This is a genomic window from Streptomyces sp. NPDC058145 (genome assembly GCF_042884245.1).
Lineage (GTDB): Bacteria > Actinomycetota > Actinomycetes > Streptomycetales > Streptomycetaceae > Streptomyces.
Window position 1 is genome coordinate 452,659 of sequence record NZ_JBHVUH010000005.1, and the last position, 22,453, is coordinate 475,111.

Sequence of the window (22,453 nt, forward strand, 5' to 3'; positions counted from 1 at the left end):
CCAAACACCCGGTGCGCGCGGGTGTGGGCGCGGGGAGGTGTTGACTAGTTCTATTCAGAAGGTCAGGATGTGAATAGACGTAGTAACAGAAGGAGGCAGACGATGTCGGGACCCCGCCCCGTACGAGCACCGCGCGGCACGGAACTGAGCACCCTGGGATGGCAGCAGGAAGCCGCCCTGCGGATGCTGCAGAACAACCTCGACCCCGAGGTCGCCGAGCACCCCGACAAGCTCGTCGTCTACGGCGGCACGGGCAAGGCCGCCCGTGACTGGCGCTCCTTCGACGCCATGGTGCGCACGCTGCGGACGCTCAAGCAGGACGAGACCATGCTGGTCCAGTCCGGCCGCCCGGTCGGCGTGATGCAGACCCACGAGTGGGCCCCGCGCGTCCTCATCGCCAACTCCAACCTCGTCGGCGACTGGGCCAACTGGGAGGAGTTCCGCCGCCTGGAGGCCCTCGGCCTGACCATGTACGGCCAGATGACCGCCGGCTCCTGGATCTACATCGGCACCCAGGGCATCCTCCAGGGCACCTACGAGACCTTCGCCGCCGTCGCCGCGAAGAGGTTCGGCGGCACCCTCGCCGGAACCATCACCCTCACCGCCGGCCTCGGCGGCATGGGCGGCGCCCAGCCCCTCGCCGTGACCATGAACGACGGCGTCGCCATCTGCGTCGACTGCGACCCGCGCGCCATCGAGCGCCGCATCGAGCACCGGTACCTGGACGTGAGGGCCGACTCCCTCGACCACGCGCTCCAGCTGGCCACCGAGGCCCGCGACGCCCGCCGCCCGCTGTCCATCGGCGTCCTCGGCAACGCGGCCGAGCTGGTCCCGCAGTTGCTGGCGATGAACGCGCCGATCGACATCGTCACCGACCAGACCTCCGCCCACGACCCGCTGGCGTACCTGCCGGTGGGCGTCGCCTTCGAGGACATGGCCGACGCCGCCGCGAAGGACCCGGCCGGCTTCACCACGCGTGCCCGTGAGTCCATGGCGAAGCACGTGGAGGCCATGGTCGGCTTCATGGACGCCGGTGCCGAGGTCTTCGACTACGGCAACTCCATCCGCGGCGAGGCCCAGCTCGCCGGGTACGACCGCGCGTTCGCCTTCCCCGGCTTCGTCCCCGCCTACATCCGGCCCCTGTTCTGCGAGGGCAAGGGCCCGTTCCGCTGGGCGGCCCTGTCCGGCGACCCCGCCGACATCGCCAAGACCGACAAGGCGCTCCTCGACCTCTTCCCGGAGAACGAGTCCCTGGCCCGCTGGATCAAGATGGCCGGCGAGCGCGTCCACTTCCAGGGCCTGCCCGCGCGCATCTGCTGGCTCGGCTACGGAGAGCGCGACAAGGCCGGCGAGCGCTTCAACGACATGGTGGCCTCCGGCGAGCTGGCCGCTCCGCTGGCCATCGGCCGCGACCACCTCGACTGCGGCTCCGTCGCCTCCCCGTACCGCGAGACCGAGGCCATGCTCGACGGCTCCGACGCGATCGCCGACTGGCCGCTGCTGAACGCCATGGTCAACGTGGCGTCCGGCGCGTCGTGGGTGTCCCTCCACCATGGTGGCGGCGTGGGCATGGGGCGCTCCATCCACGCCGGCCAGGTGACGGTGGCCGACGGCACGAAGCTGGGCGGGGAGAAGATCCGGCGGGTGCTCACCAACGACCCCGGTATGGGTGTCATCCGGCACGTGGACGCCGGCTACGACATCGCGGAGTCCGTCGCGGACGAGCGGGGGGTCCGGGTGCCGATGCGTGAGGGTGACGAGGCGTGAGTTCGGAAGCAGGCGGGCACGGCCGGTCTCCGGTGGGGGCTGATGTCCCGTCACCGGGTGCGGCTGCGGCTGTGCCCACCCGCCCCCAGTCTCGGCTTCGCTCGACCGGGGGGACCCCCCTCGCCCTGCGGAGCGATTGCCCACAGCCTGGCGGGCCCGCCGCTCGTCGGGCGCCCTCCTTCCAGGAGATGTGGGCGGAGCTGCTGCCCATCGGCCGGCACCCCGACTCCGGTGGGTACCGGCGGTACGCCTGGAGCGGGGCCGATGGGGAGTGCCGGGCCTGGTTCGAGGAGCAGGCCGGGACGCGCGGGCTGGCCTACGAGGTGGACCGGAACGGGAACCAGTGGGCCTGGCTGGGCGACCCGGCCGCCGGGGACGCCGTCGTCACCGGATCGCACCTGGACTCGGTGCCCGACGGGGGTGCCTTCGACGGCCCCCTCGGCGTCGTGTCCTCCTTCGCGGCCCTCGACGAACTGCGCGCCAGGGGAGCGCGGTTCACCAAGCCCCTCGCCATCGTCAACTTCGGCGACGAGGAGGGCGCCCGGTTCGGTCTCGCCTGTGTCGGCTCCCGGCTCACCGCCGGACAGCTGACCCTCGAGCAGGCCCACCGCCTCACCGACGCGGACGGTGTCACCCTCCCCCGGGCCATGGAGGCCGCCGGCTACGACCCCGGGGCCATCGGGGCCGACCCGGAACGGCTGGACCGGATCGGCGCCTTCGTGGAACTCCACGTCGAACAGGGCCGTGCGCTGGACCTGTCCGGCGACCGGGTCGGCATCGCCAGCGCCATCTGGCCGCACGGCCGCTGGCGCTTCGACTTCCGCGGCGAGGCCAACCACGCGGGCACCACCCGCCTGGTGGACCGGCGCGACCCGATGCTGTCGTACGCCGAGACGGTGCTCGCCGCCCGCCGCGAGGCCGAACTCGCAGGTGCCGTCGCCACGTTCGGCAAGATCTCCGTCGAGCCGAACGGCGTCAACGCCATCCCCTCCCTGGTGCGCGGCTGGCTCGACTCCCGCGCCGCCGACCAGGCGACCCTGGACACCGTCGTCGGCGGCATCGAGAAGGCCGCGCGCGAGTACGCCGACGCCCACGGCATCGACCTGGACGTGGTCCGGGAGTCCTTCACCCCGGTGGTCGGGTTCGACCACGCGCTGCGCGACGAACTCGGCCGCGTCCTCGGGAACGACACCGGCATCCAGGTGCCCGTCCTGGGTACCGGCGCCGGACACGACGCCGGAATCCTCTCCGGGCGCATCCCGACCGCCATGCTGTTCGTGCGCAACCCCACCGGCGTCTCGCACTCCCCGGCCGAGTCCGCGGCCGAGGACGACTGCCTGGCCGGGGTGCGCGCGCTCGCCGACGTACTGGAAGGGCTGGCCTGCACGTGACCGACGCGACCTACTGGCTGGAGCACGCCTGGCTCGCCACCCATGTCGAGCCCGGAGTGGTGGTGGCGGCCGCGGACGGCCGGATCACCGCCGTCCGCACCGGCGTGCCCACCCCGCCGCCCGGCGCCGAGGTGCTGCGCGGCCTGACCCTGCCCGGCCTGGCGAACGCCCACTCGCACGCCTTCCACCGTGCGCTGCGCGGCACGGTCCAGGTCGGCAGCGGCACCTTCTGGACCTGGCGCGAGGTGATGTACTCCGTCGCCGACCGGCTGACCCCGGAGACCTACCACGCCCTCGCCCGCGCGGTGTACGCCGAGATGGCCCTGGCCGGCATCACCTGCGTCGGCGAGTTCCACTACGTGCACCACGCGCCCGGCGGCACCCCCTACGCCGAGCCCAACGCCATGGGCGAGGCGCTGATCGCGGCCGCCGCCGACGCCGGTATCCGCATCACCCTCCTGGACACCGCCTACCTTTCCGCCGGCATCCTGAACAAGCACAGTGGCGAGCCGCCCGACGCCCATCAACTGCGCTTCTCCGACGGCAGCGCGGAGGCCTGGGCCGAACGCTGTTCAGTTCTCAAGGAACGGGATCACGCGCGGATCGGGGCGGCGATCCACTCCGTACGGGCCGTGCCCGCGGACCAGATGGCGACCGTGGCGCGCTGGGCGGAGGAGCGGCGGGCCCCACTGCATGTGCACCTGTCGGAGCAGACGGCCGAGAACGCGGCCTGCCAGGCCGCGCACGGCCGCACCCCCACCCAACTGCTCGCCGACCACGGCGTCCTCGGGCCGCGCACCACCGGTGTGCACAACACCCACCTCACCGGCGAGGACATCGCGCTGCTCGGCGGCTCGCGCACCGGCACCTGCATGTGCCCCACCACCGAACGCGACCTGGCGGACGGCATCGGCCCGGCCGTCGCCCTGCAACGGGCGGGCTCCCCGCTCTCCCTGGGCTCCGACAGCCACGCGGTCATCGACCTGTTCGAAGAGGCACGCGCCATGGAGCTGAACGAGCGGCTGCGCACCCGCACCCGGGGCCACTGGACGGCCGCGGCACTGCTGCGCGCCGCCACCGCCGACGGCCACGCGGCCCTCGGCTGGCAGGACGCCGGCACCATCGAGGCGGGCGCGCTCGCCGACCTGACGACGGTCGCGCTCGACTCGGTCAGGACGGCCGGGCCGCTGCCCCGACTGGGCGCCGAGACGGCCGTATTCGCGGCGACCGCGGCAGACGTGCGGCACACGGTCGTGGGCGGCCGTCAGGTCGTACGGGACGGGGTCCACGCCCTCGTGCCGGACGTACCGAAAGCGCTCGCGGACGCGATCGAAGCCCTGCGCGGCTGACGCCCGCGCGGCCGAAGCCCGCCGACCCCCGACCGGCCACCCACGAGGACACCATGAGCAGCAGCACCGTCATCACCAACATCGCCACGCTGGTCACCAACGACCCCTCCCTCGGTGACGGCTCGTCCCTCGGTCTGATCCAGGACGCGGCCGTCGTCATCGACGGCGACCGCATCACGTGGACCGGTGAATCCAGGAAAGCACCCGCCACTGACAACCGGGTCGACGCGGGCGGCCGGGCGGTGCTGCCGGGCTTCGTGGACTCCCACTCCCACCTGGTCTTCGCCGGTGACCGCACCCAGGAGTTCAACGCCCGGATGTCGGGCCGCTCCTACACGGCGGGCGGCATCCGCACCACGGTCGCGGCCACCCGCGCCGCCACCGACGCGGAGCTGGAGGCGAACCTCACCCGCTACCTACGGGAAGCGCTCCGCCAGGGCACCACCACCTTCGAGACGAAGTCGGGCTACGGCCTCACCGTCGAGGACGAGGCCCGCGCCCTGCGCATCGCGGCCCGGCACACCGACGAGGTGACGTTCCTCGGCGCCCACATCGTCTCCCCCGAACACGCCGACGACCCGGCGGCCTACGTCGCCCTGGTCACCGGCGAGATGCTGGACGCCTGCGCGCCGCACGCCCGCTGGATCGACGTCTTCTGCGAGAAGGGCGCCTTCGACGGCGACCAGGCCCGCGCGATCCTCACCGCGGGCCGGGACAGGGGCCTGCACCCCCGGATCCACGCCAACCAGCTCTCCTACGGCCCCGGTGTCCAGCTCGCCGTCGAGCTGGACGCGGCCAGCGCCGACCACTGCACCCACCTCACCGACGCGGACGTCGACGCCCTCGCCCACAGCGACACGGTCGCCACCCTGCTGCCCGGCGCCGAGTTCTCCACCCGCGCCGAGTGGCCCGACGCCCGCCGGCTGCTGGACGCGGGCGTCACCGTGGCCCTGTCGACGGACTGCAACCCGGGCTCGTCGTTCACCTCCTCGGTCCCCTTCTGCGTCGCGCTCGCGGTGCGGGACATGGGGATGACCCCGGACGAGGCGGTCTGGTCGGCCACGGCCGGCGGCGCGGCGGCCCTGCGCCGCACGGACATCGGCCGCCTCACCCCGGGGTCCCGCGCCGACCTGCTGCTGCTCGACGCCCCGAGCCATGTGCACCTGGCCTACCGGCCGGGCGTGCCGCTGGTCGCCGGCGTCTGGCGGCGCGGCGTGCGCGAGGTCTGATCCGGGCGTCCGCGCCGACCGGTCAGGCGGCCCCGGCCCGCCACCGCTGCGCCGGCTCGCCGGCCAGCGGCTGCAGTACGACCCCGTCGCCGCCGTCCGGTGTCACCGCGGTGCCGGTGTCGATCGCCGGGCGGATGGTGCCGTCGCCGTCGACGCCGAAACGGAGGTTCCGGCCGTTGCGGCCGTAGACCGAGTCGCACTCCCAGATGCCCACGCCCCGGTCGGTAGAGCCGCGGCTGTCCAGGCAGAAGTCGGAGTCGGCGGCCGAGCGCAGGACGCCCGGACCGGCGTCGACCCGCCAGCGCTGGGTGGCGGAGGAGTCGCAGGGCGCCATGACGACGTCGTTGCCCTTCCACAGCTCGCCGTCCCGGATGTCCAGGCAGCGGCCCGTGGCCAGGTTCACCACCTGGGCGAAGGCGCTGCCCGGCGGCGCGGGCGCCGGGGACGGGGGCGGGGTGCCGCGGCTGGGCGGCGGCGAGGTGGCCGGGCGGTGCGAAGTCCTGCTCGGCGACGGCGACGGCGACCCGGCAGTGCGCGAGGGCGTCGGGGCGGCCGACGGGGACAGCGAGACCGTGGCCGTCACCGTCACCGGCGGGGGAGTGGGCGTCACCGCCGACGTGTGCCGGTCGGAGGCCTCGGACGGGGAGAGCAGGAAGACCAGCAGGGGGGCCAGGGCCACGCTCAGCGCCGCCGACGCCAGCAGGTAGCGGCGGCCGGGTGGCCGGTTCTGGAGGGCGGCACGCGGGCCGGGCGCGGCAGCCGGGCCGGCGGGACGGAGGTACGACGTCCCGTGCCAGGGGAGCAGGCCCTCCGCCAGGGTCTGCCGCGGGGCGTCCCGCAGCGCGGTCAGCTCCTCGACGGCGGCCGTGCAGTGCGGGCAGTGAACCCGGTGGGCATCCAGGTCGGCGCTGCGGCGGGGGCCGTCGGGCCGTACCGCCTCCTCGATCAGACGGCGGAAGTCGGCGCAGCGCGGGTCGTCCGAGCCGGCCAGGCGGTGCCGCAGGCAGGCCTGGGCCAGCGCCTGCACCGCCTGCGGTGTGTCATGGGTCACGTCCACACGGCTCAGACCGAGACAGGCGGCGGTGCGCTCCACGGGCTCCGCCTCGAGCACCCCGTACCAGATCAGGCCCTGGGCGCGGGACGGGAGCGTCTGGAACGCCGGGAGGAGCGGTGGTGTGGGCCCGTCGGGCGGGCCGCCGGTGTTCAGGACCAGCAACAGACCCGCGTCGACACCCGCGGAGCGTTCGTCGGCCGCCCAGGCGGCCGCCAGCCGGGCGGTGAGCAGCAGGAGCTGGTGGCGCAGGGGCACGTTCGGCTCCCGGCCGCGAGCCGTCTCGCGGGCCGCCGCGGTGAAGGTCTCCGCCGCCAGCCGACGGGCCGCCGACTCGCTCGCGGCACACAGCCGGGCGTAGGCGAGGACCGCGGGGTGGTGCCGACGGCGCAGTTCCCGAAGGGCCGGGTAGGCCGACGGGGACGGGGTGCGCAGCAGCGCCGTCAGCCGCGCGTCCGGCGCTTCGGCGAGTCCCGTGTCCGCCTCGGCCCCGTCGCCGCCCTGAGCCATCGCGTGCCCTCCGTCCCCCGAACTATCCGGCGTACCGGCCGGTTTGGGGGCTCATGGTGGTGGAGCGGCGCGGTTCGGGAAAGACGTTTCCCTAGGTAACCCCGGTAACGGTTCGCGCATGACGCAGGCGCACAGACCGCTGAGACCGACCCATGAGCCGGCCTGCATGAGGTCTGGGGCGCCGGGTACCCGCCATTCGGGGTGATCCGTTCCGGAAACGGCGAAGCGGCCCGGCGCCGTGGGCCGGGCCGCCTGGCACGCGGCACCAAAGGGATCACTCCTCGACGGTCAGCCCCTTGCGCAGCCGCACCAGCGTCCGCGCCAGCAGCCGGGAGACGTGCATCTGGGAGATGCCCAGCTCCTCGCCGATCTCCGACTGGGTCATGCCCGCGACGAAGCGCAGTGAAAGGATCTTCCGGTCCCTGGAGGGGAGTTCGGCGATCAGGGGCTTCAGCGACTCGACGTACTCGATGCCTTCCAGCCCGTGGTCCTCGTACCCGATGCGGTCCGCGAGCGCGCCCTCGGAGTCGTCCTCCTCGGGCTGGGCGTCCAGGGACGAGGCGGTGTAGGCGTTGGAGGCGGCCATGCCCTCGACGACCTCGTCGTTGGAGATGCCGAGCCGCTCGGCGAGTTCCGCCACCGTGGGGGCGCGGTCCAGCTTCTGCGCCAGTTCGTCCCCGGCCTTGGCCAGGTCCAGCCGCAGTTCCTGGAGTCGGCGCGGCACCCGCACGGACCACGAGGTGTCGCGGAAGAAGCGCTTGATCTCACCGATGATGGTCGGCATCGCGAACGTGGGGAACTCCACACCGCGGGAGAGCTCGAAGCGGTCGATCGCCTTGATCAGGCCGATGGTGCCGACCTGGATGATGTCCTCCATCGGCTCGCTGCGGGAGCGGAAGCGGGAGGCGGCGAACTTGACCAGCGCGAGGTTCAGCTCGACGAGCGTGTTGCGTACGTACGAGTAGTCGGGCGTCCCCTCCTCGAGCGACTCGAGGCGCTCGAAGAGCGTCCGGGACAACGCCCTGGCGTCGACCGGGCCGACCTCGTCGAAGGGCGGGATCTCCGGGAGTCCCTCGATCGCATCGAGGGGATTGATGGGATGATCCAGTTCCGGTGGGGGTGTCGACGCCGCGATCGGGGTATGCGATTCGTCGAGCCGGGGTGACATGGGTGTCCTCCATCGTTCTCGGCATATGGCTGCCGAAGCCAAAAAGCGTGCACTGCGGTGTGCGGCGCCTCCGAAGCCGGCTTGTAGGGCTGTGTGTCCTTACTAGCCCTACCCGCTTCACCGAGCAGGTCGCAAGTGCGTTCTGTGTTGATATGTCCGATTGTGGGAGGTTGTTCGGGTGTCGGAGTGCGATTGAAAGGCGTAATGTTCGAGGGCATCAGCGGCCACGACCTCGGGAGAGAGACGGCATGGACCACGGGACGGTCGGCAGCGCACAGTCGGGCCGGCTTCTGGTGGAGGTGCGGGAAGAGGACCCCAGCGCCGTAGTTACACCTGCGGGTGAACTGGACCACCACACCGCCGATCTTCTACGCGAGCCCCTCGACGAGCTTCTGGAGAAGGGGCTCTCGCGGCTCGTGGTGGACTGCTCACGGCTTGAGTTCTGCGACTCCACGGGATTGAACGTTCTGCTCGGAGCGCGGCTGAAGGCGGAGGCCGCCGGCGGCGGAGTGCACCTGGCGGGCATGCTCCCGGTGGTGGCACGCGTGTTCGAGATCACCGGGGCCGAGGCGGTCTTCACCGTCCACGACTCCGTAGAGGCCGCACTGGCCGACGACTCCGACTGACCCCGTGCTCCCGCCGTTCCCGGACGGCCGATGTCTGTACGGGGCACCGGTCATGTCCAAACGGGGGGTGTTCCGCCGGATCCGTCGGGCAGGAGTCATCCTGAAAGCCGTCGACCGCGAGCACGCCGAGCCGTCGGGGAACCGGTGAACGGCCTGGGTGTCACGTACGTGCGAAGGGCGGACGACGGAGGAGTCGTGGGCGGACTGTGTACGGACCGCCCGGCACCGACCGGTGCCGGAATGTTGAACTGTGAACTGGTGGATCGGTGAGGTGAAGCGCTGATGAGCACCACCCGGCCTTACTCGCCGGGCGACCGCGGCCCGGAGCCCAGCGGCGCTTCCGGGGCGTCCGAAGGGGGTGCGCCGGAGCCGGGCGCGCCCACGGGGGCAGCCGCGCCGTCCGTGCCGTCCGAGGGCGCGCCCCCGGGACGGGGGAGGCAGGTACGCACGCTGCGCCTGGACGGCGAGAGCGGCGTCGTCCCGCTCGCCCGTGACTTCACCCGCCAGGCGTTGCACGCCTGGGGCTGGCTGCCCGCGGCCGGCGCCGATCAGCGTGCCGCCGCCGAGGACGTGCTGCTCGTGGTGTCCGAGCTGGTCACCAACGCCTGTCTGCACGCCGAGGGCCCGGACGAGCTGCTCCTCGCCTGCGACAACAAGGTGATCCGGCTGGAGGTCTCCGACCGGGGCACCGGCCAGCCGGCCCCCCGCACCCCGCACCGCGCCGGCCGCCCCGGCGGCCACGGCATGTTCATCGTGCAGCGGCTCTGCCTGGACTGGGGCGTCCTGCGCGTCCCCGGCCGCGACGGCAAGACCGTGTGGGCGGAGCTGGGCGCACCGGCGTAACCCGCCGAAACGCGCCCACACCACCGCCCGCCCCGCCGGCGTCACCCGCCCGAGCGGGCCCGCGTTCCGCGTCGGCGCACCGGCACGGACACCGAGCGAGCCCGCTCGCCGCACCATCTCGCCGCGCACGCGCACGGGCGCACCCGCTCACGAACACCCCCGAGGCATCCATGCCCCCTCGGGCTGCCGCGCATCGCGGGGCACTCCTCCGCGCCCCGCGCCGTCCTTCCGTACGGCCCCGGGCGCAGGGGCTCCCTACCTCAGATCTTGCTCAGAACTCCAGGCGATTTGCCTCCAAGATCAAATACGGCATAGCGTCCCCGTCGTTCGTGCAAGCAAAGCGAACAGGCACGCTGCCCGCCGGGCGAATCCGCAGTTGAGCGATTGACCATCGCCTGCGATGCCCGGCGGAGGAAAGAGGAGCAAATGATCTGGGGGAAGAGGGTGGCGGGCGGCGCGCTCGCCGCCGTCCTCATGGCGACGGGGACCGGCCTGGCCGCCGCGGGCACCGCGGAGGCGGCCGGAGCCAAGTACAAGTGCACGGCTGTGGTCCACCTCGACCTGGGCAGGCCCAAGGCCACGTCCTCGTGCAAGAAGTCCGCGTCGGGCAAGAAGGTGACCCGGCACCGGGTGAAGCTGGTCTGCGACGTCGTCCGCGGCCGGGGCACCCCGCACGAGATCCCGTGGTACGTGTGGGGGCCCTGGGTGAAGCCGGGTCAGAAGTCCACCGTGATGTGCGGCTTCAGCAGCTTCACCCGGTCCTGGTCGGTCGAGACGAGGTCCTGACCCCCTGATCCCGGGACCCGGACAACGACGGAGGGCCGCCGCACATCGTGTGCGGCGGCCCTCCGCCCTTGCGCAGGGGGGTGCGTCAGCGCACGTCACCCATCAGCGTCTTGACCTTACGGCGGTACATCCACACCGCGAATCCGGCGAGCGCCACGAGGGTCGCCTCCCCGAGGACCGCGCCCGTGCCGCCGAGGTCGACCCCGGCGATGGCCGGGTTGGACAGCAGGCTGGTGATGGAGTCGCCCGCGGTGACCGCGAGGAACCACACGCCCATCATCTGGCTGGCGTACTTGGCCGGGGCCATCTTCGTCGTCACCGACAGACCCACCGGCGACAGGCACAGCTCACCGACGGTCTGGATGAAGTAGATGCCGACCAGCCACATCGGGCTGACCGCGGTGCCGTTGGCGGCCAGGCCCAGCGGGATCAGGAAGAAGAAGAACGACACGCCGATCAGGACCAGACCCATCGAGAACTTCACGATGGTGCTGGGCTCCTTGTCCTTGCGGTTCAGCCACATCCAGACCCAGGCGAAGACCGGGGCCAGCGCCATGATGAACAGCGGGTTCAGCGACTGGTACCAGGAGGACGGGAAGTCGAAGCCCAGCAGCGAGCCGGCCGCCTTGCCCTCACCGAACGCCTGGACGGTGGACGCGCCCTGGTCGTAGATCATCCAGAACACGGCGGCCGCGACGAAGAACCAGATGTAGCCGGTCATCTTCGACTGCTCGGTGGACGACAGCTCCTTGTCCCGCTTGATGCGCATCAGCACACCGGCCGGGATGATCAGACCGATGACGGTCAGCGGGATCATCGCCCAGTTCAGGGTGAAGTGGCCGGTGACGCCCACGACGCCGTAGAACACGGCCGCGATGATGAGCCAGGTCAGGCCCTTGCGCAGCCAGGAGGTCCGCTCCTCGGTGCTCAGCGGCTTCGGGACGACGCTGCTCTGCGGGTTCAGGTGGCGGGTGCCGAGCAGGAACGCGGCCAGGCCGATCGCCATGCCGACCGCGGCCATGCCGAAGCCGAGGTGCCAGTTGACCTCCTGGCCGACGGTGCCGATGGCCAGCGGGGCGAAGAAGGCGCCCGCGTTGATACCCATGTAGAAGATCGTGAAGCCACCGTCACGGCGCGGGTCGTCCGGGCCGTTGTACAGGTGCCCCACCATCGTGGAGATGTTGGCCTTGAGCAGACCCGAACCGGCCGCGACCAGCGCCAGACCGGCGAAGAACGGCGCCTGACCGCCGGGCAGGGCCAGCACGAGGTGGCCGGACATGATCGTCACAGCCGCGATGGCCACCGTCTTGCGCGGGCCCCAGACACGGTCGCCGAGCCAGCCACCGGGCATGGCGAGGAGGTACACCATCGCCGAGTAGACGGACACGATCACCGTGGTGGTGGCCACGTCCATGGCCAGGCCGCCGCCCATGCTGCCCTTGCCGGCACCGGGGCCGCCGGAGAGCAGGTAGACGGTGAGCAGGGCCTTCATGCCGTAGTAGGAGAAACGCTCCCACATCTCGGTCATGAAGAGAGTGGCCAGTCCGCGGGGGTGGCCGAAGAAGGTCTTCTCGGACCCGGGGGTGCCCGGGCGGACCGAGTCCTTCGTCAGGCTGGACGCCATGGTCGTTCCTTGCTGGTCGGGACGCGCGGTGCAGCGTTGCGCGCCCGGTGGGGGGTGGGCCGGCACCGGCGAGGTCGGCCGTCCACCCCACGCCCAGGGGGGAGTCCGCTCCGGATCGCGGAGCGGCGGACGGCGACCACCGGGATCCACGCCCCGCACGCGTCACTGCGTCCGGAGCCCGGCCAGAGGTCGTTCATCTCAGGGCTGATCTTCGTCAGCCCGCACACAAAAGAGACCTTCAGCGACAACTGCCCGCCAAAGGTCCCCGGTGTGCTACGGGCGTTCACGTCACTGTACGTCAGGACACTGCCTGATATGGAAGGACTTGAGACACGGATCACAGGTGTCGGGGGAACCGCGGGAGCTGATTCGAAGGTCTCCTCTACGATCGCATCCCCCAGGCAATGGTTCGTACCACCGGTCCGGGAAGGTAAGAATCCCGGGAGGCGATCACACCCCGGCACCGAGCGCGGGCGGTCTACCATCACCTCATGACCCGTGTACTGCTCGCCGAGGACGACGCGTCCATCTCGGAGCCGCTGGCCCGCGCACTGCGCCGGGAAGGTTACGAGGTCGAGGTGCGCGAGGACGGACCCACCGCGCTCGACGCCGGAATCCAGGGCGGTGTCGATCTGGTCGTGCTCGACCTGGGCCTGCCCGGCATGGACGGCCTGGAGGTCGCCCGCCGGCTGCGTGCCGACGGGCAGTCCGTGCCGATCCTCATCCTGACCGCGCGCGCCGACGAGGTGGACACCGTCGTCGGCCTGGACGCGGGCGCCGACGACTACGTCACCAAGCCCTTCCGGCTCGCCGAACTGCTCGCCCGGGTACGGGCCCTGCTGCGGCGCGGCGCCGCCGAGCCCCAGCAGCCGCCGGCCACGCACGGGGTGCGCATCGACGTCGAGTCGCACCGCGCCTGGATGGGCGAGGAGGAACTCCAGCTCACCGCGAAGGAGTTCGACCTCCTGCGGGTGCTGGTGCGGGACGCCGGGCGCGTGGTCACCCGGGACCAGCTCATGCGCGAGGTCTGGGACACCACCTGGTGGTCGTCCACCAAGACCCTCGACATGCACATCTCCTGGCTGCGCAAGAAGCTCGGCGACGACGCGGCGAACCCGCGCTACATCGCCACCGTGCGCGGAGTCGGCTTCCGCTTCGAAAAGAGCTGAGCCCCCCACCAGGGGCCCGGCACCGCTTCAGGTAACCAGGACATGCGCCGACGTCTCATCCAGTCCACCCTCGCCGTCGTCCTCGTCGTGATCGCCGTCTTCGGGGTCTCCCTGGTGATCGTGGAGACGCGGACCATCACCAGCAGCGCCCAGGAGCGGGTCGAGTCCGAGGCGGTGCGGCTGGCGAGCATCGTGGACAGCCGCATCCTCGCGGAGGAGAACGTCAACTCCGAGGTCCTGCGCAACCCGGTCAGCAAGGACCAGTACGCGGTCATCAGCGTGCCCGGCCGGGCGCCGATCGAGATCGGCAGCAAGCCAGAGGGCGACGTCATCCACGCCACCCAGAGGGGCGAGGAAGGCGAGACGGTCACGGTGCAGGAGCCGCGCTCCGCGGTCACCCGCGAGGTCGGCCGCACCCTGCTGATCATCGGGCTGGTCGCGCTGCTCGCGGTGGTCGCCGCCGTGCTGCTCGCCGTCCGTCAGGCCAACCGCCTCGCCTCCCCGCTGACCGACCTCGCCGAGACCGCCGAACGCCTCGGCTCCGGCGACCCGCGCCCGCGGCACAAGCGGTACGGCGTCCCCGAGCTGGACCGGGTCGCCGATGTGCTGGACTCCTCCGCCGAGCGGATCGGGCGCATGCTGACCGCCGAGCGCCGGCTGGCCGCCGACGCCTCCCACCAGCTCCGTACGCCGCTGACCGCGCTGTCCATGCGGCTGGAGGAGATCACCCTCACCGACGACCCGGACACGGTGAAGGACGAGGCGACGATCGCGCTGACCCAGGTCGAGCGGCTGACGGACGTGGTGCAGCGGCTGCTGACCAACGCGCGCGACCCCCGCACCGGCTCCGCCGTCACCTTCGACCTCGACGAGGTCATCCAGCAGCAGCTCGCCGAGTGGCGGCCCGCCTACCGCAGCGCCGGCCGGGCCGTCGTCTCCTCCGGCAAGCGGCATCTGCACGCCGTCGGCACCCCCGGCGCGGTCGCGCAGGTGCTGGCCGCACTGATCGAGAACTCCCTCATGCACGGTGGCGGGACCGTCGCCCTGCGCACCCGGGTCACCGGCAACCAGGCGGTCGTGGAGGTCACCGACGAGGGACCCGGCGTCCCGGCCGACCTCGGCGCGCGGATCTTCGAGCGCACCATCAGCGGCCGCAACTCCACGGGCATCGGACTGGCCGTGGCCCGCGACCTCGCGGAGGCCGACGGGGGCCGCCTGGAGCTGCTCCAGGCCAAGCCGCCGGTGTTCGGCCTGTTCCTGTCCCGCACGCCGCCGTCCCGCAAACCGGAAGAGACCGGGCCCATGGTCCGCTAGCGGGACCCACTGCGGAACCGGCTACGACAACGCCGCGGAACCGGCTACGGAACGCGCTGCCTGGGCTCGGACGCGGGCCCCTTCGACTGCCGCGCCAGGATCGACTCCGCGCCCGCCACCGCCTCCCGGGCGGGCATGGCACGGAAGACCCAGCTGCGGTACGACCAGAAGCGGAACAGGGTGGCGACGCCGATGCCCACGAACTTGAAGACGTTGCTCTGCAGCGGGCTGTCCCAGCCGAAGCCGTAGGTCGCCAGGTACAGCAGACCGTTCTCGATCACCAGACCGATCGCGCTGAACAGCAGGAACAGCGTGAGTTCCCGGGTGCGGCCGCTCTTGTCGCGGTCCCGGTACGTCCAGTAACGGAACCCCACGTAGTTGAAGACGATCGCGACGACGGTCGCGATGATGCTGGCACGCACCACCGGCAGGTCGGAGACATGCCGGACCAGGTTGAACACGCCCAGATTGACGAGGACACCGGCACCGCCGACGGCACCGAACTTGGCCAACTCGCGTACGAGCCGTTGCAGCCCCGAGGAACGTAGTTCCATGGCTGTGCAGCTCCCGTCCGTAGGTTTCGTCAGCCAAGCCATGCTATCCAGGCCGCACCCCCGGCGCCTGCGGACGAGGCCACAGCTTGGGAACGGGTCGGAAAGAGACGCGAAAGCCCAGGGTAAGAGGGGGTGCGAGGCCGGTAAGCCGGGCGGGTCGGCGTGGCCGATACGCTAGGGGGGTGACGTTCCCGGTAGTCGGCATGGTCGGCGGGGGGCAGCTCGCGCGTATGACGCACGAAGCCGGCATCCCGTTGGGCATCAGGTTCAAGCTCCTCAGTGACACCCCTCAGGATTCCGCGGCGCAGGTCGTGAACGATGTCGTCGTCGGCGACTATCGCGATCTGGACACGCTGCGTGAGTTCGCGCGCGGGTGCGACGTGATCACCTTCGATCACGAACATGTACCCACCGAGCACCTCAGGGCCTTGGAGGCGGACGGCATCCCCGTGCGCCCGGGGCCCGACGCGCTCGTGCACGCCCAGGACAAGGGCGTGATGCGGGCGAGGCTCGACGCGATCGGCATCCCGTGCCCGCGGCACCGCATCGTGAGCGATCCGCAGGACGTGGCCGCCTTCGCACGCGAAGGCCTCGCCGAGGGCGCCGGGGGCGACGGCTTCCCCGTCGTCCTGAAGACCGTCCGCGGCGGTTACGACGGCAAGGGCGTGTGGGTCGTCGACTCCGTCGAGGAGGCCGCCGACCCGTTCCGCGCGGGCGTGCCCGTCCTCGCCGAGGAGAAGGTCGACTACGTCCGCGAGCTCGCCGCCAACGTCGTACGCTCCCCGCACGGCCAGGCCGTCGCCTACCCGGTGGTCGAGTCGCGGCAGGTGAACGGCGTCTGCGACACCGTGATCGCGCCCGCCCCCGACCTCGACGAGGACCTCGCGCTGCGGGCCGAGGAGATGGCCCTGACCATCGCCAAGGAACTCGGCGTACTCGGCCACCTCGCCGTCGAGCTGTTCCAGACCCGCGACGGCCGCATCCTCGTCAACGAACTCGCGATGCGCCCGCACAACTCCGGCCACTGGACCCAGGACGGCGCGGTCACCAGCCAGTTCGCCAACCACGTCCGCGCGGTCCTCGACCTCCCGCTCGGCGACCCGCGCCCGCGCGCCCCGTGGACCGTCATGGTCAACGTCCTGGGCGGCGACTACCCGGACATGTACTCCGCGTACTTGCACTGCATGGCCCGCGACCCCAAGCTCAAGATCCACATGTATGGCAAGGACGTGAAGCCCGGCCGCAAGGTCGGACACGTCAACACCTACGGCGACGACCTGGACGACGTGCTGGAGCGCGCCCGTCACGCTGCCGGCTACCTGAGAGGCACCATCACCGAATGAGCCCCGTTGTTGGCATCGTCATGGGGTCGGACTCCGACTGGCCCGTCATGGAGGCCGCCGCCAAGGCGCTGGACGAGTTCGAGATCGCCTACGAGGTCGACGTCGTCTCCGCGCACCGCATGCCGCGCGAGATGATCACGTACGGCGAGCAGGCGGCCGAGCGCGGCCTGAAGGCGATCATCGCCGGCGCCGGCGGTGCCGCCCACCTGCCCGGCATGCTCGCCTCCGTCACCCCGCTGCCGGTCATCGGCGTCCCCGTCCCGCTGAAGTACCTCGACGGCATGGACTCCCTGCTGTCGATCGTGCAGATGCCGGCCGGAGTCCCGGTCGCCACCGTCTCCGTCGCCGGTGCCCGCAACGCCGGTCTGCTCGCCGCCCGCATGCTCGCCGCGCACGACGAGGATCTGATGCAGAGGATGCGCGACTTCCAGCAGGACCTCAACGACCAGGCCACCGAGAAGGGCAAGCGGCTGCGGACCAAGGTCGAGGGCGCGGGCAGCGGCGGCTTCGGCTTCGGGAATTGACTGCTCCCCCGTGACCGCGGGGGGATTCCTGGCTCACGTCGCTCGATCGCTCAGCCGGCATCACGCGGGCGGAGTTCTTGTCCCTGGGGACAGGGCTCCGCACGTGGTGCAGGTACAGGTACGTTCCGAAAGAGGAAGCGCGTGCTTGGTTCTCGCTCCGCACGGCGCGCACTCCATGGTGGTGTGCGCGGGATGCACGAGTCGGACGTCCCGACCTGCCGAAGTCGCGGATGATCCGTTGTCGCGGAACGGAACTGCCCTCCCGCAGCCGGGGATTGCCTGCCCTGGCTGCTGTGAGCATGCGGTCGAGGCGGGCCGGGCCGCACGGGCCCAACCGATGCGGTCGCCCTCGGATCCCCCATGGCCGCGCCCCCTTTGGAACGCAGCCGGCTTCCCGACCGCCGGATGAGACCGTACGTACGGTGACCGTACGCCTGTGCCTCTTTCCCCCGACCACTCCCCGAAGAGGTGGATGCGTGAACAAGCGTTCGCATCGACCGTGCTGTCCTGAGAAGCTGTCCGGGCGCTTCTCTCCGATGGCCCCGTGTGGACGCGCGGTGGCCCAGTAAGGAACAGGTATGCCCATGACATCAGTGGACGAGGCCCGCGAGCTGCTGCGCGAGTTCCCGGTCGTCGACGGCCACAACGACCTGCCGTGGGCCCTGCGTGCCCAGGTCAACTACGACCTGGACGCCCGGGACATCGCCGCGGACCAGAAGGCCCACCTGCACACCGACCTCCCCAGGCTGCGCGCCGGCGGGGTCGGCGCCCAGTACTGGTCGGTGTTCGTGCCCTCGGACCGGCCCGGCGCGGTACCGGCCACACTCGAGCAGATCGACTGCGTACGGCAGCTGATCGACCGCTACCCGGCCGACCTGGCCCCCGCCCTGACCGCGGCGGACATGGAGGCGGCGCGGCAGGGCGGCCGTATCGCCTCCCTGATGGGTGCCGAGGGCGGCCACTCCATCGCGAACTCGCTCGGCACCCTGCGTGGTCTGTACGCGCTCGGCGTGCGCTACATGACGCTCACCCACAACGACAACAACGACTGGGCGGACTCCGCGACCGACGAGCCCAACGTCGGCGGTCTGTCGGCGTTCGGCCACGAGGTCGTGCGCGAGATGAACCGGCTCGGCATGCTCGTCGACCTCTCCCACGTGGCGGCGACGACCATGCGCGACGCGCTGGACACCTCCACCGCGCCGGTGATCTTCTCGCACTCCTCCTCCCGGGCCGTCTGCGACCACCCGCGCAACATCCCGGACGACGTCCTGGAGCGGCTGCCCGCCAACGGCGGCATGGCGATGGTGACGTTCGTGCCGAAGTTCGTGCTCCAGGCGGCGGTCGACTGGACGGCGGCGGCCGACGCGAACCTGCGCGCCCACGGCTTCCACCACCTCGACACCACCGCCGAGGCCATGAAGGTGCACCGCGCCTTCGAGGAGAGCACCCCGCGCCCGGTCGCCACGGTGTCCACGGTCGCCGACCACCTCGACCACATGCGCGAGGTCGCGGGCATCGACCATCTCGGCATCGGCGGCGACTACGACGGCACGGCGTTCACCCCGGACGGCCTGGACGACGTCTCCGGCTACCCGAACCTGCTCGCCGAACTGCTCGACCGCGGCTGGTCCCGCCCCGACCTGGCGAAGCTGACCTGGCAGAACGCGGTACGAGTGCTGGGCGCCGCGGAGGACGTCGCCCGGGACCTCGGGGCCACCCGCACCCCGTCCAACGCCACGATCGAGTCCCTGGACGGCACGGGGGCCTGACGGCCACCCGGGGCGGCAGGCCTGCCTGGCGGGTCGGCGCGTCCGGGGTTCCGCCTGTCCGGCGGTCCCGCGCGCCCGGCGGTCCGCAGTGCGCGGCGGTCCGGCGGGCGCGGCGGTCTGCCACCGTCAGGCCGCCCGACCTGTTCGGCGGTCCCGCCGTCCCGGCGCTCGGGGTGTCCGGCCGTCCGGGGTGTCCGGCGAGTGCGCCGGTGTCCGGTCGCACGGCGGGCCCGTCGGCCGCCCACCCCCGCGGCCTCGCCGACACCTCCCGCTACCCCCAGCTGATCGCCGAGCTGCTCCGCCGCGGCTGGGCCGAATCCGAGCTGGCCCTGCCGACCTGGCGCAACGTCCAGCGGGTGCTGCGCAGGGCGGACTTCACCGCCAAGACCGCACAGCACCGCCGGGGCCCGTCGACCGCGAGCATCACGGAGCTGGACGGCCAGGGCCTTTCCAAACGAAAGACCCCGGGCCCCCAGCGGCCCTCAGCCGAGCCCCTCCGGCCGCTCGATCCGGCACAGGCAGAACGGATGCCCGGCCGGATCGGCGTACACCTGGAAGTCCTTCTTCTCCCGGTCCTCCAGGTCCAGCGGGCGGGCCCCCAGTGCGAGGACCTTCTCGTGGGCCGCGTCGATCTCCGCCCAGGTCGGCCCCGCGTCGAAGTCCAGATGGAACTGCTGCGAGTCCTGGTCGGCGCGCGGCCAGCGGGGCGCAGTGAACCCCTCGGCCCGCTGGAAGGAGAGCCGCGGCCCGTCGGGGACCCGCAGGACGACCCAGTCGTCGTCCTCGGCCTCCGGGGTGCCTCCCGCCACCGCCGCGTAGAACGCGGCCAGCGCGTGCGGGTCGGGGCAGTCGAGCACCACGGTGCGCAGACGGGCGACGGCCATGGGTCCTCCCGGTGTCAGTAGGCGGTGTCAGCAGGCGCAGAGGCAGAACGGGTGCCCGGCCGGGTCCGCGTAAACGCGGAAGCCGCTCCCGCCCTGCTCGGCCAGCGGCTTCGCGCCCAGCGCCAGCACCCCTTTCTCCGCCTCGTCCAGGTCCTCCACCACCAGGTCCAGATGCAACTGCTGCGAGGCGTCCGCCGACGGCCAGCGCGGCGGGACGTGTCCGGGGGCCCGCTGGAAGGCGAGCGCCTGCCCGCCCGGCACCTTCAGGTCCACCCACTCCGCCTCCCCCTCGGGGGTGCCGCCCAGTACCTCGGCGTAGAAACCGGCGAGCGCGTGCGGGTCCGGGCAGTCCAGGACGACCACACCCAGCTTGGCGAGAGCCATGACTTCCTCCACGACGTCCGAGTTACCGTTGAAGCCGGTTATCCGGTAACGGTTACCGCATGCTCCCGCATGGCGGGTAACGTCGCAACCGGATTGCGGAGGTGAGAGGCGGACATGACCGAGCGATCACCCGCCCCGGAAGGTCTGACGCTGATCGAGTCCCTGGTGAACACACTCGACATCGAGAGCGGCCGGGACACCCTCGACACGGCCGACGGCCGGCGGCTCTTCGGGCTCACCGAGGACGAACTGCCCGGCGCCCGCACCCTGCGTGAGTCCCTGCGGGCCGCCCTGCTGGCCCACGCCGGCCACCCGCCGCACCGCGAGGTCACCCCGCTCGGCGAGCTGCTGGCCGACGCCCCCCTGCACATCACCGTCAACCCGGCCGACGGCTCCGCGGCCCTCGCCCCGGCCGACACCGGCCCGCTGCTCTCCCGGGTCGCCGCGGCCGTGGCCCAGGCCCTGGTCGCGGGCACCTGGACCCGGCTGAAGGCCTGCGCCGCCGGCACCTGCCACTGGGCGTACTACGACCGCAGCCCCGCCGGCCGCGGCCGCTGGTGCTCCATGCAGGTGTGCGGAGCGCGCGCCAAGATGCGCCGCTACCGGGCGAAGGAGCCGTACTCCACGGAAAGTTCGACGGCCACATAGCCGCCCCGTGGGGCAGAATGCGGGAAGACGCCGGTTCGGCCGACTGAGCCTCGGCCGAACCGGCGTCCCCGGAAAGTACTTGGAACCGGCGCTACGCGGTCGGACGGCCCATCGCCCGGTACGTCCACCCGGCCCGCCGCCACCGCTCCGGGTCCAGCGCGTTGCGCCCGTCCAGGATCAGCCGGGCCGCCGTCACCTCGCCCAGCGCCGCCGGGTCCAGCTCGCGGAACTCCCGCCACTCCGTCAGATGCAGCACCACGTCGGCCCCCCGGACCGCCTCCAGGGCGGAGTCGGCGTAACCCAGCGTCGGGAAGACCTTGCGGGCGTTCGCCATGCCCTTCGGGTCGTACACGGTCACCTGACCGCCCTGCAGATGGATCTGCCCGGCCACGTTCAGGGCCGGCGAGTCCCGCACGTCGTCCGAGTCGGGCTTGAAAGCGGCACCCAGCACCGCGACCCGCTTGCCCAGGAACGAGCCGCCCCCGAGCGCCTCCCGGGCCATCTCCACCATCTGGCCGCGCCGGCGCATGTTGATGGAGTCGATCTCCCGCAGGAAGGTCAGTGCCTGGTCCGCGCCCAGCTCACCGGCCCGCGCCATGAACGCCCGGATGTCCTTCGGCAGACAGCCACCGCCGAACCCGATCCCGGCACGCAGGAACTTCCGCCCGATCCGGTCGTCGTACCCGATGGCCTCCGCGAGCTGCGCCACGTCACCGCCGCCCGCCTCACAGACCTCCGCCATCGCGTTGATGAACGAGATCTTCGTCGCGAGGAACGAGTTCGCCGCGGTCTTCACCAGCTCGGCCGTCGGGAAGTCCGTCACCACGAACGGGGCGCCATCGCCGACCGGCGTCGCGTACACCTCGCGCAGCAGCTTCTCCGCCCGCTCGCTGCGCACCCCGACCACGATCCGGTCCGGGTGCAGCGTGTCCTGCACCGCGAAGCCCTCACGCAGGAACTCCGGGTTCCAGGCCAGCTCCGCGTCCGCGCCGGCGGGCGCGTGCTCCGCCAGATAGTCGGCCAGCCGATCCGCCGAACCCACCGGCACGGTCGACTTGCCGACCACCAGCGCCGGGCCGCGCAGATGCGGGGCGAGCGAGGCGATGGCCGCGTCGACGTACGACATGTCGGCCGCGTAGTCGCCGTGCCGCTGCGGGGTGTTCACACACACGAAGTGCACATCGCCGAACTCGGCCACCTCGGCCCAGTCCGTGGTGAACCGCAGTCGCTCCGAGGACCCCTCGAAGCCCTTCACGTGCCTGCGCAGCAGCTCCTCGAGCCCCGGCTCGTACATCGGGGTCTCGCCGCGCTCCAGCATGGCGATCTTCTCGGGCACGACGTCGAGCCCGAGTACCTCGAAGCCCAGCTCGGCCATGGCCGCGGCGTGCGTGGCGCCGAGATAGCCGGTGCCGATCACGGTGATCTTCAGGCTCATGGGTGCGCTCCAGCTCGGGGACTCGGTCATGCGGTGCCTGAGCATAGTCGGGCCGCCCACCGGGCATTTTCCCCGCTGTCGC

20 protein-coding genes and 2 pseudogenes are annotated in these 22,453 nt (G+C 71.9%); 14 read left to right on the forward strand and 8 right to left on the reverse strand.

The features are described 5' to 3' along the window. Nucleotides 1–102 precede the first annotated feature (102 nt). From hutU to hutI, 4 genes are all read left to right on the forward strand, one after another. Nucleotides 103–1,767 (forward strand): urocanate hydratase, encoded by a 1,665-nt coding sequence (hutU, locus tag ACFVVO_RS14520; RefSeq protein WP_390054803.1) that lies wholly within the window; start codon nucleotides 103–105, stop codon nucleotides 1,765–1,767. Nucleotides 1,768–1,955: 188 nt separating this feature from the next. After that, a complete protein-coding gene (locus ACFVVO_RS14525; RefSeq protein WP_390054805.1) occupies nucleotides 1,956–3,158 on the forward strand; it encodes an allantoate amidohydrolase in 1,203 nt (400 codons plus the stop codon). Then, nucleotides 3,155–4,507: a formimidoylglutamate deiminase gene (locus tag ACFVVO_RS14530; protein WP_390054807.1), complete on the forward strand. Its 1,353-nt coding sequence runs from the start codon at nucleotides 3,155–3,157 to the stop codon at nucleotides 4,505–4,507. Before ACFVVO_RS14525 ends, ACFVVO_RS14530 begins: the two co-directional genes overlap by 4 nt. A 53-nt stretch (nucleotides 4,508–4,560) precedes the next feature. Further along, nucleotides 4,561–5,736, forward strand: a complete 1,176-nt coding sequence (gene hutI / locus ACFVVO_RS14535; protein WP_390054809.1) for an imidazolonepropionase — start codon at nucleotides 4,561–4,563, stop codon at nucleotides 5,734–5,736. 22 nt (nucleotides 5,737–5,758) lie between these two features. Here hutI and ACFVVO_RS14540 read toward each other — a convergent pair whose 3' ends face one another. After that, a complete protein-coding gene (locus ACFVVO_RS14540; RefSeq protein WP_390054811.1) occupies nucleotides 5,759–7,297 on the reverse strand; it encodes an RICIN domain-containing protein in 1,539 nt (512 codons plus the stop codon). Nucleotides 7,298–7,571: 274 nt separating this feature from the next. Further along, nucleotides 7,572–8,465: an RNA polymerase sigma factor SigF gene (locus tag ACFVVO_RS14545; RefSeq protein ID WP_390054813.1), complete on the reverse strand. Its 894-nt coding sequence runs from the start codon at nucleotides 8,463–8,465 to the stop codon at nucleotides 7,572–7,574. A gap of 248 nt (nucleotides 8,466–8,713) precedes the next feature. Here ACFVVO_RS14545 and ACFVVO_RS14550 point away from each other — a divergent pair, with 248 nt between their 5' ends. From ACFVVO_RS14550 to ACFVVO_RS14560, 3 genes are all read left to right on the forward strand, one after another. After that, the gene (locus ACFVVO_RS14550; RefSeq protein WP_390054815.1) at nucleotides 8,714–9,091 is read left to right on the forward strand and encodes an STAS domain-containing protein; all 378 of its coding nucleotides are present in this window, start codon (nucleotides 8,714–8,716) and stop codon (nucleotides 9,089–9,091) included. A gap of 282 nt (nucleotides 9,092–9,373) precedes the next feature. Continuing rightward, nucleotides 9,374–9,934, forward strand: a complete 561-nt coding sequence (locus ACFVVO_RS14555) for an ATP-binding protein (RefSeq protein ID WP_390054817.1) — start codon at nucleotides 9,374–9,376, stop codon at nucleotides 9,932–9,934. A 426-nt stretch (nucleotides 9,935–10,360) separates the two neighbouring features. Beyond that, nucleotides 10,361–10,720 (forward strand): hypothetical protein, encoded by a 360-nt coding sequence (locus ACFVVO_RS14560; protein WP_390054818.1) that lies wholly within the window; start codon nucleotides 10,361–10,363, stop codon nucleotides 10,718–10,720. Nucleotides 10,721–10,805: 85 nt separating this feature from the next. On the opposite strand, the gene ACFVVO_RS14565 is transcribed toward ACFVVO_RS14560, so the two are convergent. Further along, nucleotides 10,806–12,344 carry a peptide MFS transporter gene (locus ACFVVO_RS14565; RefSeq protein ID WP_390054820.1) on the reverse strand — a complete coding sequence of 513 codons (1,539 nt, stop codon included), beginning with the start codon at nucleotides 12,342–12,344 and terminating at the stop codon, nucleotides 10,806–10,808. A 491-nt stretch (nucleotides 12,345–12,835) separates the two neighbouring features. Here ACFVVO_RS14565 and ACFVVO_RS14570 point away from each other — a divergent pair, with 491 nt between their 5' ends. Both ACFVVO_RS14570 and ACFVVO_RS14575 read left to right on the forward strand, forming a co-directional pair. Continuing rightward, the gene (locus ACFVVO_RS14570; protein ID WP_143631351.1) at nucleotides 12,836–13,513 is read left to right on the forward strand and encodes a response regulator transcription factor; all 678 of its coding nucleotides are present in this window, start codon (nucleotides 12,836–12,838) and stop codon (nucleotides 13,511–13,513) included. A gap of 42 nt (nucleotides 13,514–13,555) precedes the next feature. After that, nucleotides 13,556–14,827, forward strand: coding sequence for an ATP-binding protein (locus ACFVVO_RS14575; protein WP_390054822.1), 1,272 nt, complete (start codon nucleotides 13,556–13,558; stop codon nucleotides 14,825–14,827). A gap of 44 nt (nucleotides 14,828–14,871) precedes the next feature. Here the strand turns inward: ACFVVO_RS14575 and ACFVVO_RS14580 are convergent, their stop codons facing one another. Continuing rightward, nucleotides 14,872–15,381, reverse strand: coding sequence for a GtrA family protein (locus ACFVVO_RS14580; RefSeq protein ID WP_390054824.1), 510 nt, complete (start codon nucleotides 15,379–15,381; stop codon nucleotides 14,872–14,874). Between the two features lie 182 nt (nucleotides 15,382–15,563). On the opposite strand from ACFVVO_RS14580, the gene ACFVVO_RS14585 reads away from it, so the two are divergent. Both ACFVVO_RS14585 and purE read left to right on the forward strand, forming a co-directional pair. Further along, nucleotides 15,564–16,724, forward strand: a complete 1,161-nt coding sequence (locus tag ACFVVO_RS14585; protein WP_390054826.1) for a 5-(carboxyamino)imidazole ribonucleotide synthase — start codon at nucleotides 15,564–15,566, stop codon at nucleotides 16,722–16,724. After that, nucleotides 16,721–17,248, forward strand: a complete 528-nt coding sequence (gene purE, locus ACFVVO_RS14590; protein ID WP_390054828.1) for a 5-(carboxyamino)imidazole ribonucleotide mutase — start codon at nucleotides 16,721–16,723, stop codon at nucleotides 17,246–17,248. Before ACFVVO_RS14585 ends, purE begins: the two co-directional genes overlap by 4 nt. Here the strand turns inward: purE and ACFVVO_RS14595 are convergent. Then, a pseudogene (locus ACFVVO_RS14595) lies at nucleotides 17,163–17,470 on the reverse strand (zinc ribbon domain-containing protein); the annotation flags it as partial. The gene purE and the pseudogene ACFVVO_RS14595 sit on opposite strands and share 86 nt — an antisense overlap. A 362-nt stretch (nucleotides 17,471–17,832) precedes the next feature. On the opposite strand from ACFVVO_RS14595, the gene ACFVVO_RS14600 reads away from it, so the two are divergent. Both ACFVVO_RS14600 and ACFVVO_RS14605 read left to right on the forward strand, forming a co-directional pair. Further along, nucleotides 17,833–19,020, forward strand: a complete 1,188-nt coding sequence (locus ACFVVO_RS14600) for a dipeptidase (protein WP_390054912.1) — start codon at nucleotides 17,833–17,835, stop codon at nucleotides 19,018–19,020. A gap of 236 nt (nucleotides 19,021–19,256) precedes the next feature. Beyond that, nucleotides 19,257–19,460 (forward strand): annotated as a pseudogene (locus ACFVVO_RS14605) (membrane dipeptidase); the annotation flags it as partial. Nucleotides 19,461–19,502: 42 nt separating this feature from the next. Here the strand turns inward: ACFVVO_RS14605 and ACFVVO_RS14610 are convergent. Together ACFVVO_RS14610 and ACFVVO_RS14615 are read right to left on the reverse strand one after the other, a co-directional pair. Next, nucleotides 19,503–19,904 (reverse strand): VOC family protein, encoded by a 402-nt coding sequence (locus ACFVVO_RS14610; RefSeq protein ID WP_390054829.1) that lies wholly within the window; start codon nucleotides 19,902–19,904, stop codon nucleotides 19,503–19,505. Between the two features lie 27 nt (nucleotides 19,905–19,931). Continuing rightward, nucleotides 19,932–20,288 carry a VOC family protein gene (locus tag ACFVVO_RS14615; RefSeq protein ID WP_390054831.1) on the reverse strand — a complete coding sequence of 119 codons (357 nt, stop codon included), beginning with the start codon at nucleotides 20,286–20,288 and terminating at the stop codon, nucleotides 19,932–19,934. Between the two features lie 114 nt (nucleotides 20,289–20,402). Here ACFVVO_RS14615 and ACFVVO_RS14620 point away from each other — a divergent pair, with 114 nt between their 5' ends. Beyond that, on the forward strand, nucleotides 20,403–20,936 hold the full coding sequence (locus tag ACFVVO_RS14620) for a CGNR zinc finger domain-containing protein (protein ID WP_390054833.1): 534 nt from the start codon (nucleotides 20,403–20,405) through the stop codon (nucleotides 20,934–20,936). A gap of 91 nt (nucleotides 20,937–21,027) precedes the next feature. On the opposite strand, the gene ACFVVO_RS14625 is transcribed toward ACFVVO_RS14620, so the two are convergent. After that, nucleotides 21,028–22,371, reverse strand: coding sequence for a UDP-glucose dehydrogenase family protein (locus ACFVVO_RS14625; protein WP_390054914.1), 1,344 nt, complete (start codon nucleotides 22,369–22,371; stop codon nucleotides 21,028–21,030). Nucleotides 22,372–22,453 lie beyond the last annotated feature (82 nt).